The organism is Streptomyces sp. NPDC006798 (assembly GCF_040635975.1).
Lineage (GTDB): Bacteria > Actinomycetota > Actinomycetes > Streptomycetales > Streptomycetaceae > Streptomyces.
The window spans coordinates 24234-38383 of the sequence record NZ_JBEYIS010000035.1; the positions used below are offsets into that span (position 1 = coordinate 24234).

The following is a 14150-nucleotide window of genomic DNA, read 5'->3' on the forward strand; positions in this document are numbered from 1 at the left end:
GAAGGGGCGCTCGACCAGGGTTTTTCCCCGGCAGGCGTCCTTCGTGACGCACTTCTACGCGGCGAGTCGGAATCCGGCGCTGCTCCCGGTTTCTCCCACCTGTATCCCACCTCTGACCAGCTGTTCCGGGGCCGTTCCGGGCCAGTGGCCAGTTAACCGGCCCTCATCGGCCTCCGAGGTGCCCTCCCAGCGCCGCATGGAGTCCTCGATGAGCCGGTTGGCGTGGTCGCGCGTCTCGGCCAGGAAAATTTAGCGTAGTGACGGAAGAGGACCTGGATACTCTGGCCGGCGCGGCGTGCGCATTCGGCGGGGTCGACGCCGGAGGCGAGCCAGAAGGAGATTCCGGCGTGCCGGAGGTCGTAAGGTCGTTTGGCGATTTCGAGGGCATGTTCGTCGAGGGTGAGGGTGGCTTCGCGGGCCCGGTTCCAGGTGATGCCGTAGGCGGAGGCGTCGATGTAGTTGCCTTTGGCGTTGCGGAAAATGCGGCCGTCGGGTGCGACGCCGAACTGTTCGATGTGTTCGCGCAGGATGCGGACGAGTACGGGTGGGATGGGCACGGGCCGGGTGGCTTTGGCGGCGCGTCGTTTGAGGGGGTGAATTTCGTGGACGGAGCCGTTGTCGGTCCGTTCCCTTCCGGCGGTGACGACGCCGCCTTTGAGGTTGAGCAGGCCCCATCCGGTTGGAGGTAGACGGCACTGGACTTTGCCGAGATGGATGACTTCGGCGGGGCGCATGGCTGCGTGGTACATGCAGGCGAAGAAGGCGTACAGGTGGGGTCCGCGACCGGGCAGGTGTCTGACGGCTTCCAGCAGCCGGGCGACTTGGGCGGGGTTGGGGACGCAGTCCGGGTCGACCTCGTCTGCCGCTTCCGGTGCTGTCCAGCGGAGCCCGTGGAGTGGGTTGTGGGTGAAGTACCCGCGTTCGACGGCCACGCCGAAGGCCTCGTTCACCGCAGCCTTCTTGCGCTTCACGGTCTTGGCCGCGGCTGCCGTTCCGTCGAGTTTGCGGCACAGGGCGTCAAGCGCGCGGCGAAGGGTGTCGGGGTCTTCCAATTCGCTCACGGGCAGGGAGTTCCGCTCCAGCCAGGTCAGGGCCTCCTGCCACTCCTCTGCGGGCTCGGTCTTCCAGGCGTTTTTGTTGAAGGCCCATGAGTACAAGGCTCGTCTCAGGACGCGTGGGTGGTGGTAGACGGCTCCGGGCTCGACCAGGGCGGGGGTGATCGTGGCGAAGGCATCGGCGAGGGTGCGGCGGGTGTTGCCCGGGGTGCGGTCCCAGCGCAGTTCGATGTATTCCCGTGCGAGGGCGTACCAGGTGGTGCGCTGTTTCAGTGCGCGGAGTTCGGAGGCGGGCAGGCCGGAGCGGAGGTCGAACGGTTCACCGTCCCTGGCCGCGGTCATCAGTTTGGCGCGGCGGCTCTCCGCTAGTCCCTTCGTCCTGAAGGACTCGGACTTCTCCCGGCCGCTGACCGTCCAGCGGACCTCGAACCCTCTTTCACGGTTGGGCCTCTCGCGTATTTCCCAGAAACGGACCTTGTAGCTCATCGCCATTGAGGCGTTTCCCTTTCGCACGCAGCCCACCACGCGTCGAGATCGGCGCGGCGGCAGCGCAGTTCGCCGTTCGGAAGTTTTATCATTCGGGGTGCATCGCCACGGGCTCGGAGGCGGTAGAAGGCCGACGGGCTCATGCGGATCTCGGCGAGTACATCGGCGAGTTTGAGTGCGGGGGGACGGGCCATGGGTACCTTCCGGAGACATAGGTGGTGCGCGCAATCGGTCAGCGGCAGGATCCCGCTGCGCCTCACCGCGAAGCGAGACAAGGAGGTGCCGGAGCTGCTGATGCGGCACTCACACGAAGCGGGCATACGTTCGTGGGGCTCCACCGCCAAGCACAGCCCGCGCGAACTCCACCAATGGTCCGGAGGACTCCCGGTTTAGCGAACCGGTGATCGTCGGCTATATACAGCGCTGCTTCATCGATGGCGCGTCGTTCGGCCTGGCCGTAGGGACCGCTGATAGGAAGATTTTGCGCACGAGGGACACTCCAAAAATGGGTAACCGAGCTCTGGAAGGTCAGCCAGAACGAGCTTCTGACGATCTGCTGTTCCTTGAGCGACGGGAAGCCGACAAGGAGACTGCTGCCAACAAACGTTCTCCGGGGGGACATAGATTGACTTGCCCTGGGGAGATCTTCAAGTCCCTTCGGGGACTTTCACTGTCTGCCGTAAGCGAATGCGAGAACGACTCGGCTGAATTCGGTCGCTTTATTCCGGTGCTCGCCCGGCGGCCGGGGTACTGGCTACGCGAGTTCAGCAGCGGCACCTGGACTGGAGGCCGCGGGACGCGGTCATGGGAGCTCGACTGCTACGCGGTCCACCCCTACGCACGGGCCCGAGCATCGACGAACTGCTGGTCAAAGTCAGACAGCGCCGCACCAAGCTGGACCACTACAAGCCCTACAGCTACAACCGCTTCACCCAGGGCTGCCACAACGCCAGCCAACTGTTCCGCGAAGTTCGCGACCAGGGCTTTCGGGGCAAGCGAACTGCGGTGGGACGCTATGTCCGCCTCCTGAAGGAAGGCGCGGTGACCACACCTCCGCCACCGGCACTGCCCAAGCCCCGTCGGGCCCTACGCTGGATCATGACCCGCCCCGAACGACTCCGCTCCGACGAAGCCGTCGGCCTGAAGGAGATCCGAGCCGCCTGCCCAGAACTCGACGCGGCCGTCCAGCATGTCCGATCGTTCGCGAGCCTCATGCGCGACCACCGGGGAGAAGACCTCGCCGGTCTGGATCGCACGGGTCAAACAGCACGACCTCCCCCGCTTGACCCAGTTCGCCGACGGGCTTTTACACGACTTCAACGCGGTCACCGCCGGACTGTTCACATCATGGAGTTCGGGGCAGGTAGAAGGACAGGTCACGCGGGTCAGACTTCTCAAACGCGCCGACTACGGCAGGGCCGAGCTCGGTCTCCTCCGCACCCACATCCTCCTGCGGAACTGACCCACCCTCGTCACAAAATCGGCGACAGACCCGGTGAAGGTACAGGCTTCTTGATGCGCTGTGTGCCAACCCCCGGCACGCCACTGGTCCGGCGTTCGATCAGTCAGTGGGGAGGCTGGTGCGGCGGGCGATGTTCCGCGCGGCCTTGCCCGTGCAGGTGTGCGGCGTGGCGCCACAGGAGGACGGCGTAGCGGCGGCGGGCGTTTTGAGCTGTCCTTCCTTGGACTCGACGTTGGCAATCAGGACGAGGTCCAGCGGGGAATGGCGGCCCTCCGTCCCGAGCCGACCGCGAGCACCGGCGCCCAGCCCGTCGCGCCCCTCACGGACGCGACCCGGATGCTGCCCTCCGTGGGCTACACCATCGTCCCCACCACATGGGCCGACCCGGCCAGGCTCACCGGCTGGACTCAGGTCGCTCACACCTGCTGGAGCCTCCTGCCACCCCACCGCATCCCCGGCACGCTGACCGGCCCGGACACCTTCGACGGGCAGAAGAACACGCTGAACGTATGGTCGCCTGACGCGGCCAACCGGCCCGTCGGCGGCCCTGCGACCCCGGCATGACCGCCCTGATCCGCCACCTCCGGGAGACCACCGCTGAGGTTGACCCGACTTCCGGACCAGTCCTGGAAGGGTGGGCCTTCCCCTCCAGCCATCATGACGACCCGGGCGTCGGGGTGCTGGTCCAGGAGCTGGGTGAGGGTAGTGATCCCGCGGCCCTGGCAGGCCGGCTTCCCAAGGAGGACCTGGGCAGTCGGCTGGTGGGTGAGGACCGCGCGCAGGACGGGAAGGCGGGTGACGGTTGGGCAGCAGGCGGTCCCACAGGTCGACGCCTGCCGCGGTCCCGGGTGGCAGGGCGGCGGCCTCGGCGGGAAAGGTCCGCCGGAAGGTGGAAAGTCCTTGTGCTTGAGGTCGCTGGTCCGGTAAGTCACCGGATCCCGCCCGGCCCCGGGGTCAGCGGTCCGGAGAGGCAAATGCCGCCTCGTCCGGCGTCGCGAGCCCATCGGCTGGCGGCCGTGAGGATCGCCACTGCGGTATGTGCGCTTCCGGTCGGGGTGCGGACCTCCCAGAGCCGGGGTAGTCCGGCGGCCGGGGCTGGCCGTCGGGTCGAGGGGTTGTCAGAGGCCGCCTGTACGGTCACACCGTGCCGAACTCCTTCACCACACTGTGGACCAATGACCTGTGCCGGGAGCTTGAGAAAACCCGATACTCCGGGCGGCGTCCGACGATCTTGTTAGGCGGTCCGCATTCTTCGCTGCCGAGCTTCGTGCGGGCGGGCGTTAAGCCGGGAGACCGCATATACCCGGTGCGCGCCCTGCGCACGCGTCTGCATGTGCTGGGAGCCATGGAGGTGGCTCGGATCCTCCCGTACGAGGACGCAGGAGCGCTGCTGCACGACGACGACTACGTCAAACTGCTGGACTGGAAGGTTCTGAAGACCGGATGTGTGAGCGAAGTCCTGCTCGGGCTGCCGGGCTCCCCCTAGGATTCAACACGCTCGTGCCGCCCGAACTGCTGGAACGGCTGACATTCGCCTCCCGCCGGGGCACACGAACCCTGAAGCACATCGTGGACGGAAGACTCCTGCGCTCCGTCAGCCTGCAGGGCGTCTACCGGCTCGCGTCCGAGTCCGCCGCGGAACTGCACCAGCTGGTCGGCGCCTCGTCCCCTGGCCGCTGAGGGCCAAGTTCCACTGCCCGAGGCCGGATGCCGGGCGGGAGGGTGGCTTTATCGAGCAGTAGCGACGTCGCTTGTCGGAGGGACGGGCACCTTCCCGGCAGGGCTCAAGCACGCGGACGTCGTTTCCGCCTTGGACAGGGCCGGCTGTTCCTGGAAGGCGCATGCTCCGCTGACCTTCGGCAACCAGTGCTCGCTCACGGCGATCGCGTCAGGAGCGAACTTCACCTTCGAGATCCCCGAGGGCGAGGAACCCGTGCTGAACGTCATGGGCCTGCCCGGCGACGGACACGACTGCTCCGCACGGACCGCAGGCCAAGATCACTGACGCGAAGCGCCGTCAAAACTCGTGAAGACTTTTCCTCCCAGAGATCGCTAACCGCTGCTCAAACTGGTCGACAAACGCTGTCACTGAAGGTGAACGAAGCCAGGTGGCTTTATCGAGCAGTAGCGACGTCGCTTGTCGATGGGTTTGGGAGGCGCCCTGTTTCACGGATGGGTGATGTCGACGAGTTCGGGAGGCACTGGGGTTCTTGCCAGGGCAGCATCGGGATGCTCCTGGTGAAAGGTGCTGGTCATGCCGCGGATGTCGAAGGTCGAGCTGTACGCGGCGATCCGGCGTGACCACCGTGGCGGCATGTCGATGCGGGAGCTTGAGCGCAAGCATGGTGTGACGTGGCGGACGGTGCGGAAGGCGTTGGATTCGTCCTGGCCGGAGCCGCGCAAGAAGCTGCCGCCGAGGGCGACTGGAGTGGACCGCTACAAGTCGGTGATCGACGAGATCCTGCGGGCGGACCTGGACGCGCCGCGCAAGCAGCGGCACACGGTCACCCGGATCTTCCACCGGCTCGTCGAGGAACACGGCGCCGACGTCTCCTACGGGATGGTCCGCTACTACATCGCGGCCCGGAAGCCCGAGATCCTGGTCGAGTCGGGCAAGGCCCCGCTGCAGGCGTTCGTCCCGCAGACGCACCAGCCCGGGCATGAGGCGGAGGTCGACTTCGGCGACGTCACGATCCGCCTCGCCGGCGAGCTGGTGACCTGCTACCTGTTCTCCTTCCGCCTGTCGTACTCCGGCAAGGCCGTCCACCGCGTGTTCGCGTCCTGCGGGCAGGAGGCGTTCTTCGAAGGCCACGTCCACGCGCTGCGGACGCTGGGCGGGGTCCCGCGAACCAAGGTCCGCTACGAAAACCTCAAGGCGGCCGTTGCCCGCGTGCTCGGGCTGAGCCGGGCGAGGGTGGAAGCTGACCGGTGGATCGCGTTCAAGTCGCACTACGGCATCGAGAGCTTCTACTGCCGCCCGGGCATCGTGGGCGCCCACGAGAAGGGCGGCGTCGAGGGCCAGATCGGCTACTTCCGCCGCAACCACTTCGTTCCGGTTCCCGAGGTGTCCTCGCTCGCCGAGCTGAACGAGATGGTCGAGCGGTGGGACCGGCAGGACGACGCCCGCCGGATCGGCTCCAGGTCCCGGACCATCGCCGAGGACTTCGCGCTCGAACGACCGCTGCTGATGCCGTTGCCGGAGGAGCCGTTCGAGACCGGGCGGCTGTTCACCCCGCGGGTCGACCGCTACGGTCAGATCCCGGTCCGCACGAACCGCTATTCGGTCCCCATCCGGCTGATCGGCAAGAGGGTGCGGGTCATCCTTCACGCCTCTCACCTGGTGGTTTACGACCAGAACGTGGAGGTGGCCCGGCACGAGCGGCTGATCGCCAAAGGCGCCGTCCGCCTGGACCTGGACCACTACCTGGAGGTCCTGGTCCGCAAACCGGGCGCCTTCCCCGGCTCGACCGCTCTCGAACAGGCCCGCTCGGCCGGCAAGTTCACCCCGGTCCATGACGCCTGGTGGACGCAGGCCATGAAGATCCACGGCGAGCGGGACGGCACCCGCGCGCTGATCGAGGTGCTGCTGCTCGGACGCCACATGACGCACGAACACGTCGTCGCCGGCCTGGCCGCAGCCCTGCGGGCCGGGGCGATGACCGCGGACGCGGTCGCACTGGAGGCCCGCAAGGCCGCCCAGGCCGAGACCGAGCCCGCACCGGATGCCCAGGCCCTCGGCCAGGCGCCGGCGACGGTGACGTCCCTGCACGAGTGGCGTCTGGCGCATCTTCCGCCGGACACCAGGCCGCTGCCCTCGGTGTCTCACTACGACCAGTTGCTCCGACGCCGCCGCACCAGCGGCAGCGGCCACCGTGAGGGAGAAGCGCAGTGACCATGCCCCGACAGCGAGGCTTGACCGAGCAGGCCGCCGACGCCGCGATCGACTCCGCCTGTCGCTTGCTGCGGCTGCCGTCGATCCGCAACGAGTTCTCCGACATTGCCGACCGGGCGATGAAGGACCAGATGACCTACCGCGGCTTCCTCGCCGAACTGCTGATGGCCGAGTGCGACGACCGGGCCCGCCGCAGGTCGGAGCGGCGGATCAAGGCGGCCGGCTTCCCCCGGGAGAAGTCCCTGCGGTCCTTCGACTTCGACGCCAACCCGAACATCGACCCGGCCACCATCCACACCCTCGCCAGCTGCGAATGGATCAAGAAGAGCCAGCCGCTCTGCCTCATCGGAGACTCCGGCACCGGCAAGTCCCACATGCTGATCGCCCTGGGCACCGAGGCCGCGATGAAGGGCTACCGCGTCCGCTACACCCTCGCCACCAAGCTCGTGAACGAGCTGGTCGAGGCGGCCGACGAGAAGCAGCTGAACAAGACGATCGCCCGCTACGGCCGCGTCGATCTCCTCTGCATCGACGAACTCGGCTACATGGAACTCGACCGCCACGGCGCCGAACTCCTCTTCCAGGTCCTGACCGAACGCGAAGAGAAGAACAGCGTCGCCATCGCCTCCAACGAGTCGTTCGGCGGCTGGACCAAGACCTTCACCGACCCCCGCCTCTGCGCGGCCATCGTCGACCGGCTGACGTTCAACGGCACCATCATCGAGACCGGCACCGACTCTTACCGCCTCGCCAGCACCCGGGCCCGAGCTGAGGAGCCGGCCAAGGCCGGCTGACGTCTGCCACTGCCTGTCTCGACGGCCTGCCGCCCTGATGGGCGGCAGGCCGACCCGCATTCGCGGGCAGTGCTGCCCTGTCGCGGGATTCGATCGGCTCAGTCTTCAGCGCTGTCGTCATCGACGGGACGCAGGCGGCGTCGGGCTTCCTCGAGCCGCTCGTCGTAGTCGGGGAAGAACAGAACGGGGAGCATCTTGTCGAGCTGGCCAGCGATTCTATGGATCGGGGCCCATGCGGCTGGATCGTCGACCGTGTTGCTGAGGTCGGTCATCTGCAGCCGCTCCAGCCAGTCCGACAGGATCGTCGCTTCGTCGCGGGTGAGCTTGATCGTGATCTCTGGGTCTTCCATCCCGGCCCCACCCCTTTGAACAGGCGACTCAACGTTCGACGGCACAACCTACCGATCGCCAGGTTCATGAGACCGACCAGCCTTCACCTCAGCGGGACACGTGCCGTCATCTCTCGTCGACATTCCCGAGCCGGTTGATCACCAACTGCCTCCGCACCCCATCGACAAACGCTGTTCCTAGAGATGAACGAAGCCACGCCGGGCTGCATGAAAACTCCCAGCAGTACGAGTTCATCAGGACCTTTGAGGGAATCCGGCTCCGGAGCACTCCCTGCAGCCGTAGCAGCGTAATACGAATTATTCCGCCAGCCACACCCTCCCAACAACCGAACAAATCACCCTCCGTTCGCGGCAGGGCAGGGGCGCCTGTGCGGCTCCTGCATTCGGGCACGTGTTACGAATCAGGGGATCGCCTGACGCGCCCGGCAGCCGTCTGATACATGTGGGCAATACCGAGCAAAGGAGTCAAGCGCATGGCACGGCGGGTGCGTTCGGTGCAGGAGCAGCAGGGCGTGGCATCAGTGCGTCTCGACTGTGCGCGGTGCGGGCTGAGCTGGAGCCGCCCACGGCTACCGGGGCGGGTTCCCCGTTTCTGCTCGGATTCCTGCAAGCAGGCCGACTGGCGCGACCGGGTGGGGCACGAGGAGTACAACCGCCGCCGCAGAGAAGCCGAAACCCGGCGGATCCGGGCCGCACGGATCCGGATCTTCCACGCGGAGTTCGACAGCATCAGCGCTTCCAGCCCTCTCCCCTTCGGCCGGGCCCTGCCACTGCTGCGCGAACTCGCCGGAGTCACCGCCTGGGACTCGACGCCTGTGCCCCGGCTCTACAGAACGGCAGCACTGTCCTGGCACCCCGACAAACCCGGCGGAGACCACAAAGTGTTCCAACTCCTCCAAGAGGCACACCGGCTCGCCAAACTGCTCGATACCTAGGCCGGGCCGGTTCCCGGTCACCAACCCGCCGGCACCACAAGCGGCCGAGACCGTGCGCACATACTTCCGCGCGCGCCAGGGGGTTCGCGCCGGACGACCTGCGAGCGGCCCTGGACTACCTCGCGGACGAGACGGGGGAGATCACCCTGCACCGGGGGATGCCCGTGCACGCCCGCTTCCGGATTTCCATCGACTGGGACACGGTCGCCGAGGGCCGTATCTGCGTGGTCCGCGGCGACTGAAGCGCCGCCGTCGGTCACACGGAGAACGGGCCGCCGCGCTGGGACAGGACGGTGGGCCGGCCGGTCTCCTCCAGGATCGCGCTCCGCCAGGCCCTCCGGCCGCAGTAGTACTCCGGGTCCAGGCCCTGGGGGTTGGCCTGCCACTCCGCCAGGTGCTGCACCACCGCGCCCGGCACGACGGCCTCCCGCCCGGCGACGCCCGCAGCGGGCCCGGCGTGGCGGAGCGTCCCGATGACGGCGCGGGCGGCGTAGTACGACAGCGCTGGTTCTGCGCCCACCGGCTCCCTCGGCCCGGGCACGTGCTCACCCTCCCGGACGAACTGGCTCTGAGTGTTCCGGCTGGCCCCTGTGCACGGTGGTCGGCCCCGTGTAAGCAGCTGGACCGCCCGGGTTCCGGCGGGTCACCGGGCAGGTCATGATCAGGTGTCCGGTGGTTCGAAGGTGGGGGTGTGCTGTGGAGGATTGGCGGAGCGATCCGGCGTTTGTGATGTGCCGGGAAGTCGCGGGCGGGGCTGACTTGGCATCGTTCGCGGGCGGCCCGTTCGACGTGCGAGCAGTGGTGGCCAGCATCCTGGCCGAGCCCCGGCGCGACCTGCCCCTCGACGCCGTCCCGTGGGGCAATTTCCCCCACGGCCCCGATGCCCGAGAGGCTGTTGCCGCCCTCCGGGCCGACGGCAAACCGGGCATGGATGCGACGGGGGTGCTGTGGGGTCTGTGCGCCAACGACAGCCGGGCGGCCGCCGCCCTCGCCGTACCGTTCCTGATCCCCCTCGCCACCGACGCCCACCACCCACACCGTGCCACCGCCCTCAAAGCTCTTTCCGGCCCGGCCCGCGCCCGGCACTTCGGCGTCGCCTCCCGCGAGGAACTCCTCCTTCACCGCACAGATCCCGTACGTCACGCCCCCGACGGAGACGACGACTACGGCTACGAAGTAACCGCCTACCCGGCCGGCTGGTCAGTGGCCGCCGCCCGGGCCGCGATCACCACGGACACACCCACACTGCTGCCGCTCCTCGGCGACCTCGACCCTGCCGTCCGCCTTGACACCGCCTACGTCCTGGCGACCGCCTCCGACCCGGGCCGCATCGTCCGGACCGCCCTGGCCACCGGGTTCGCGGCGGAGCGTAACGCCATGGTCCGCGCCGCCTTCGTCCTGGCCACCGCCGAGATCACCCGGGCCCACGCGCATTCGCCAACCGCGGCCTGGCTGCGAGAGCGCTGGCACGACCGGACGGAGGCCCCCGAAGTCCGCCTGGCAGCAGCGATCGGATGGCTCTGCCTCACCGACGACCCCGCCCCCGAGGAACTCCACCGGACCGTCGACGCCCTCGCCGACGACGAACGCGCACACGCCATGGAGGCCCTGCCGTGGATGAGCGCCGCCTCCGGAACCAACGAACCGGGACTCCTGCGCTGCAAGCGCTGCATGCTCCAACCGGAAGAACCCGACCCGGAAACGGCCTTCTGGGACTCCCTGCGATGAGCAACCGGGCTGCTGCTGCGCACGGTCACATCCGCCCCGGCGCGAGGGGGAGGACCGCAACTGCGGTTGCAGATCGTCACCGCCAACCCGGCTCCGGCCCTCCTCGCCCCGGCGGCACACCGCAGCACCTGGTCATCGGCGCCGTGGCCCCCGTGCACACCACCGCCCTCAAGGCCACAGACCGTGTCCTGCGAGCCATTCTGGACGAGCTCACCGCCGGCTGAACCCCGGACGCAACGTGCCAGGTGCCGGGGCAGACCGCCGAAGTACTGGTACCGGGCGCGGCCCCCCGCCAAGATCAAAATACAGCGAATGCGACTATTAGGGCATGGATGCCCTTGAATGGAAGAAGACCGTGACCGGGCCGGGCGCGTGTCCCGGCTGGTGCGTCTCGGCGCACACGGAGGACCCCGGGCACGAAGCGGTCGTCCACACCTCCCGGCCCGCCACCGTGCCCCTCCCGCCGCTCGTCAGCGGCGGAAAGCTGACCTTGACGTTCACCACGGTGGCCCACGAGGACTTCCATCACCCCGAGCGGGGCCGCACCCCGGTCCGCGTCGACGCCTCCCTGGAGACCGAGCGGGGGATGCCGGTCCACGACTACATCCCCGTCCCCGGCACCCCCGAGCTCGACGCGCTCATCACCGGGCTGCGGGACGCCGCCGACGCCCTCCAGGAGTGGCGCCCGCGGCTGCCCGAGGCGGGCTGAACCGGCCCCGTGACCGGGAGGGTCATCCCGCGGGGATGGTCTTCGCCGGGGCGGGACGTCCTGCAAGCCCTCGGACTGCCAGCCCGCCAGCTCCGACTCCTGCGCGCCCGGCAAGAACGAACCCTGCGGGTGAGCGACGGCATCGCGGGGCCGGGTGCGACGTCCAGTATCCGGCCCCGGCGCAGACTCCCGCGTCGCCCAGGTCACCTGGTGTGTCCGCCTGTTCGCCTGTCGTCGCGCCGCAGGATGGGGAAAGCTGTGGGGCTGTGCTGCGTCGTGCGTTCACTCTGGGGTCGCTGGCCGGTCTGACGACCGCCGTGACCGGCCTTTCCCCTGATGCCCGTGCTCAGATCGGACGCGCCCCCGACCGCGGCGTGGACCGGGCCGCGGTGAACGAGCTGCGGGCGATCGGGGCCGCCTACCGGCGCTCCTACCGTTCGTTCCCCGCATCCAGCCTGCTGACAGTGGCCCACCACCAGGTACAGCTGGTGCTCTCCCTGCGGCCCCGGGACCAGCCCCCGGACGTGCGGGTGGGCATGCCGGTGTCGGTGCGGGGCGCCACCGCCCCGGCCCCGCCCGGGAACCGGACCCTCCACCACACCGCCGTAGCAAGTCCTCCCAAAAACAGTCCGGTTGCACGGCCCGGCCTCTACCCTCGGGAGCATGACGACCGCTCCGGAAACCACCCCGCCCCGGTTACGGTTTCTGTCCCTCGAACTGACCTCCCGCTGTCAGCTCAGCTGCTCCCACTGCTACGCGCAGGCCGGCCCGGACCGCGGGCACGGATCGCTCACCGTCGCCGACTGGCGCCGGATCATCTCCGAGGCCGCCGACCTCGGCACGCAGACCGTCCAGCCGATCGGCGGCGAACCCCTGCTCCACCCGCACTTCCCCGATCTCGCCCGGCACGCCCTCGACCTGGGCCTACGGGTCCGCGCCTATTCGAATCTCTACCGAGTGCGTGCTGACCTCTGGACGCTGTTCGAGCACCCCCGCCTCGAACTCGCCACCTCGTACTACAGCGACGACCCGGTCCAGCACGACGCCATCACCGGCCGGCCCGGATCCCACGCCGCGACGCGCCGGCATATCGCCGAGGCGGTGCGCCGCGGTGTGCGGGTGACCGTGGGCATCGTCGCCCTGGACGACGGGCAGCGCGTCGAGCAGGCGCGGGCCGAGATGGAGGCGCTCGGTGTCCACGGGGTCCGCGTCGACCGGGTGCGGGCCGTCGGGAACGCCGCCCTCGCCGGGGTGGCGCCGTCGATGTCCGCCCTGTGCGGGCGGTGCGGGGACGGGAAGGCGGCCGTCCTCCCCGACGGGGCCGTCGTGCCGTGCGAACTCGGGCGTTTCCTCAAGGCGGGCAGTGTCGCCGACGGTACGAGCACCACCCAGGCCGACCCGCCCGCGCCCGCCCGAAGGGAACCCCGCTCATGAACCCAACGCCCCCCGACCACGGCTGGCAGGACCACGCCGCCTTGATGGCCGACCGGACCGTACGGCCCGAATCCCGCTGGCACGGGCCCCTGGCGACCACACCCCGGCACCGCTTCGTGCCGCGGTGGTGGGCGGGGGACGATCACGACGGGGAATGGGTCTACCGGCTCCACGACGGGCCCGGTGACCCCGGCGCGTGGATGAACACCGCCTACGACCCGAGCCTCAGCGTGGTCACCCGCGTCGGCCCGCACCACGCCGACCACGCCGCCCCCGGCGCCACGGTTGCGGAGACCTGGCCGACCTCGTCGGCCACCCTGCCCAAGCTGGTCGTCCAGATGTACCGGGAGGCGTTCACGGTCGTCCAGATGTACCGGGAGGCGTTCATCGCCGACGACTCCCGGCTCCTGGTGACCTGCGGCAGCGGATACGGCACCGCCCTCGCCTGCGCGCGCCTCGGCGACCGGCAGGTCACCTCCATCGACATCGACGGGCACCTGGTCGAAGCGGCCCGGGAGCGCCTGGCCCAGGCCGGGCACCGACCGGAAATGGAGGTCTGCGACCTGACGGGCGCGTTGCCCGGCGACTACGACCGCATCATCTCCACCGTCGCCGTACCGGGCATCCCCGCCTCATGGCTCAAGGCCCTCACCCCCGGCGGCCGGCTCGTCACCACCCTGTCCGGAACCGGCCTGGTCATCGTCGCGGACAAGACCCCCGACGGCGGCGCCCGCGGCCAGGTCGCCCCCGAGACGGCCATGTTCATGAACACCCGCCACGGCGACGACTGCCCCCCGCCGCACCCGCACACCACCAGCCTGTGGGCCACCGCGCGGACCGCCGAGGGCGACGTCACCACGGGCCGCTACCCGGTGATGCGGGTGACCGGCGCCTGGGACGTGCGCTCCACCCTCCACCTCATCGCCCCCGGCATCGAACACGCCATGGACACGGCCGACAACGGCGCCCGCACCGCCTACATGATCCATGAGGACGGCTCCTGGGCCCGTGCCCGGGCATCCGGCAAGGGGGAACTGCCCATCGTCCACCAGGGCGGCCCCCGCCGCCTGTGGGATCTCCTGGACAAGATCCGCACCTGGCTCGTCACCGACGGCGACCTGCCCGTCGTCCGGGCCGCCGTGCGCATCGCGCACGTCGAACGCCAGCAGATGACCAACCGTCACCCCCAGTACCCGCGCCGCCGAAGACACCCACAGGGTGGCCGACGCCGTCCTCGCCCCCGCCCGCCCCCGGGGACTGGACCCCCTGACCGCCCCTCGGTCTCCGCGGCCTGACCGGTACGGC

Annotated in this window: 16 protein-coding genes; 11 read left to right on the forward strand and 5 right to left on the reverse strand. The window is 69.1% G+C overall.

The genetic code is table 11. From position 1 onward, the window contains the following. Positions 1-152 precede the first annotated feature (152 nt). From ABZ714_RS22895 to ABZ714_RS22905, 3 genes are all read right to left on the reverse strand, one after another. Positions 153-1547: an integrase gene (locus ABZ714_RS22895; protein WP_358827156.1), complete on the reverse strand. Its 1395-nt coding sequence runs from the start codon at positions 1545-1547 to the stop codon at positions 153-155. Further along, complete coding sequence (locus tag ABZ714_RS22900) at positions 1538-1735, reverse strand: DNA-binding protein (RefSeq protein WP_358827157.1); 198 nt, start codon at positions 1733-1735, stop codon at positions 1538-1540. Before ABZ714_RS22900 ends, ABZ714_RS22895 begins: the two co-directional genes overlap by 10 nt. A gap of 892 nt (positions 1736-2627) precedes the next feature. Then, the gene (locus tag ABZ714_RS22905; RefSeq protein ID WP_358827158.1) at positions 2628-2804 is read right to left on the reverse strand and encodes a hypothetical protein; all 177 of its coding nucleotides are present in this window, start codon (positions 2802-2804) and stop codon (positions 2628-2630) included. Positions 2805-2823: 19 nt separating this feature from the next. Between ABZ714_RS22905 and ABZ714_RS22910 the strand changes: the two genes are divergently transcribed. The 6 genes from ABZ714_RS22910 (at position 2824) to istB (ending at position 7689) form a co-directional block, all read left to right on the forward strand. After that, complete coding sequence (locus ABZ714_RS22910; RefSeq protein ID WP_358827159.1) at positions 2824-3003, forward strand: hypothetical protein; 180 nt, start codon at positions 2824-2826, stop codon at positions 3001-3003. A 261-nt stretch (positions 3004-3264) separates the two neighbouring features. Then, a complete protein-coding gene (locus ABZ714_RS22915) occupies positions 3265-3567 on the forward strand; it encodes a hypothetical protein (RefSeq protein ID WP_358827160.1) in 303 nt (100 codons plus the stop codon). Positions 3568-4348: 781 nt separating this feature from the next. Beyond that, on the forward strand, positions 4349-4489 hold the full coding sequence (locus tag ABZ714_RS22920; protein ID WP_358827161.1) for a hypothetical protein: 141 nt from the start codon (positions 4349-4351) through the stop codon (positions 4487-4489). 14 nt (positions 4490-4503) lie between these two features. Continuing rightward, the gene (locus ABZ714_RS22925) at positions 4504-4683 is read left to right on the forward strand and encodes a hypothetical protein (protein ID WP_358827162.1); all 180 of its coding nucleotides are present in this window, start codon (positions 4504-4506) and stop codon (positions 4681-4683) included. A gap of 583 nt (positions 4684-5266) precedes the next feature. Then, entirely contained in the window at positions 5267-6895 is a 1629-nt protein-coding gene (istA, locus tag ABZ714_RS22930) for an IS21 family transposase (protein WP_358827202.1), read from the forward strand. Continuing rightward, on the forward strand, positions 6892-7689 hold the full coding sequence (istB, locus tag ABZ714_RS22935) for an IS21-like element helper ATPase IstB (protein ID WP_193469777.1): 798 nt from the start codon (positions 6892-6894) through the stop codon (positions 7687-7689). Before istA ends, istB begins: the two co-directional genes overlap by 4 nt. Before the next feature lie 98 nt (positions 7690-7787). Here istB and ABZ714_RS22940 read toward each other — a convergent pair whose 3' ends face one another. After that, positions 7788-8039, reverse strand: a complete 252-nt coding sequence (locus ABZ714_RS22940) for a hypothetical protein (protein ID WP_193469778.1) — start codon at positions 8037-8039, stop codon at positions 7788-7790. Between the two features lie 473 nt (positions 8040-8512). Here ABZ714_RS22940 and ABZ714_RS22945 point away from each other — a divergent pair, with 473 nt between their 5' ends. Beyond that, positions 8513-8974, forward strand: a complete 462-nt coding sequence (locus tag ABZ714_RS22945; RefSeq protein WP_358827163.1) for a J domain-containing protein — start codon at positions 8513-8515, stop codon at positions 8972-8974. A 256-nt stretch (positions 8975-9230) separates the two neighbouring features. On the opposite strand, the gene ABZ714_RS22950 is transcribed toward ABZ714_RS22945, so the two are convergent. Further along, a complete protein-coding gene (locus ABZ714_RS22950) occupies positions 9231-9494 on the reverse strand; it encodes a hypothetical protein (RefSeq protein WP_358827164.1) in 264 nt (87 codons plus the stop codon). Positions 9495-9772: 278 nt separating this feature from the next. Here ABZ714_RS22950 and ABZ714_RS22955 point away from each other — a divergent pair, with 278 nt between their 5' ends. The 4 genes from ABZ714_RS22955 to ABZ714_RS22970 all read left to right on the forward strand — a co-directional run bounded on the left by ABZ714_RS22955 (position 9773) and on the right by ABZ714_RS22970 (position 14140). Continuing rightward, entirely contained in the window at positions 9773-10702 is a 930-nt protein-coding gene (locus ABZ714_RS22955; protein WP_358827165.1) for a hypothetical protein, read from the forward strand. Between the two features lie 328 nt (positions 10703-11030). Continuing rightward, entirely contained in the window at positions 11031-11411 is a 381-nt protein-coding gene (locus ABZ714_RS22960; RefSeq protein ID WP_358827166.1) for a hypothetical protein, read from the forward strand. Between the two features lie 663 nt (positions 11412-12074). Continuing rightward, positions 12075-12845 carry a radical SAM protein gene (locus ABZ714_RS22965; RefSeq protein ID WP_358827167.1) on the forward strand — a complete coding sequence of 257 codons (771 nt, stop codon included), beginning with the start codon at positions 12075-12077 and terminating at the stop codon, positions 12843-12845. After that, entirely contained in the window at positions 12842-14140 is a 1299-nt protein-coding gene (locus ABZ714_RS22970) for a methyltransferase domain-containing protein (protein ID WP_358827168.1), read from the forward strand. Before ABZ714_RS22965 ends, ABZ714_RS22970 begins: the two co-directional genes overlap by 4 nt. Positions 14141-14150 lie beyond the last annotated feature (10 nt).

What these genes read in the sequence shown, in the direction of transcription:
- ABZ714_RS22970 (WP_358827168.1), top strand. Translation starts at nt 12,842, where the DNA reads ATGAACCCAACGCCCCCCGACCACGGCTGGCAGGACCACGCCGCCTTG.
- ABZ714_RS22900 (WP_358827157.1), bottom strand. Translation starts at nt 1,735, where the DNA reads ATGGCCCGTCCCCCCGCACTCAAACTCGCCGATGTACTCGCCGAGATC.
- ABZ714_RS22965 (WP_358827167.1), top strand. Translation starts at nt 12,075, where the DNA reads ATGACGACCGCTCCGGAAACCACCCCGCCCCGGTTACGGTTTCTGTCC.
- ABZ714_RS22920 (WP_358827161.1), top strand. Translation starts at nt 4,349, where the DNA reads ATGGAGGTGGCTCGGATCCTCCCGTACGAGGACGCAGGAGCGCTGCTG.
- ABZ714_RS22960 (WP_358827166.1), top strand. Translation starts at nt 11,031, where the DNA reads ATGGATGCCCTTGAATGGAAGAAGACCGTGACCGGGCCGGGCGCGTGT.
- istA (WP_358827202.1), top strand. Translation starts at nt 5,267, where the DNA reads ATGTCGAAGGTCGAGCTGTACGCGGCGATCCGGCGTGACCACCGTGGC.
- ABZ714_RS22895 (WP_358827156.1), bottom strand. Translation starts at nt 1,547, where the DNA reads ATGGCGATGAGCTACAAGGTCCGTTTCTGGGAAATACGCGAGAGGCCC.
- ABZ714_RS22940 (WP_193469778.1), bottom strand. Translation starts at nt 8,039, where the DNA reads ATGGAAGACCCAGAGATCACGATCAAGCTCACCCGCGACGAAGCGACG.
- ABZ714_RS22945 (WP_358827163.1), top strand. Translation starts at nt 8,513, where the DNA reads ATGGCACGGCGGGTGCGTTCGGTGCAGGAGCAGCAGGGCGTGGCATCA.
- ABZ714_RS22915 (WP_358827160.1), top strand. Translation starts at nt 3,265, where the DNA reads ATGGCGGCCCTCCGTCCCGAGCCGACCGCGAGCACCGGCGCCCAGCCC.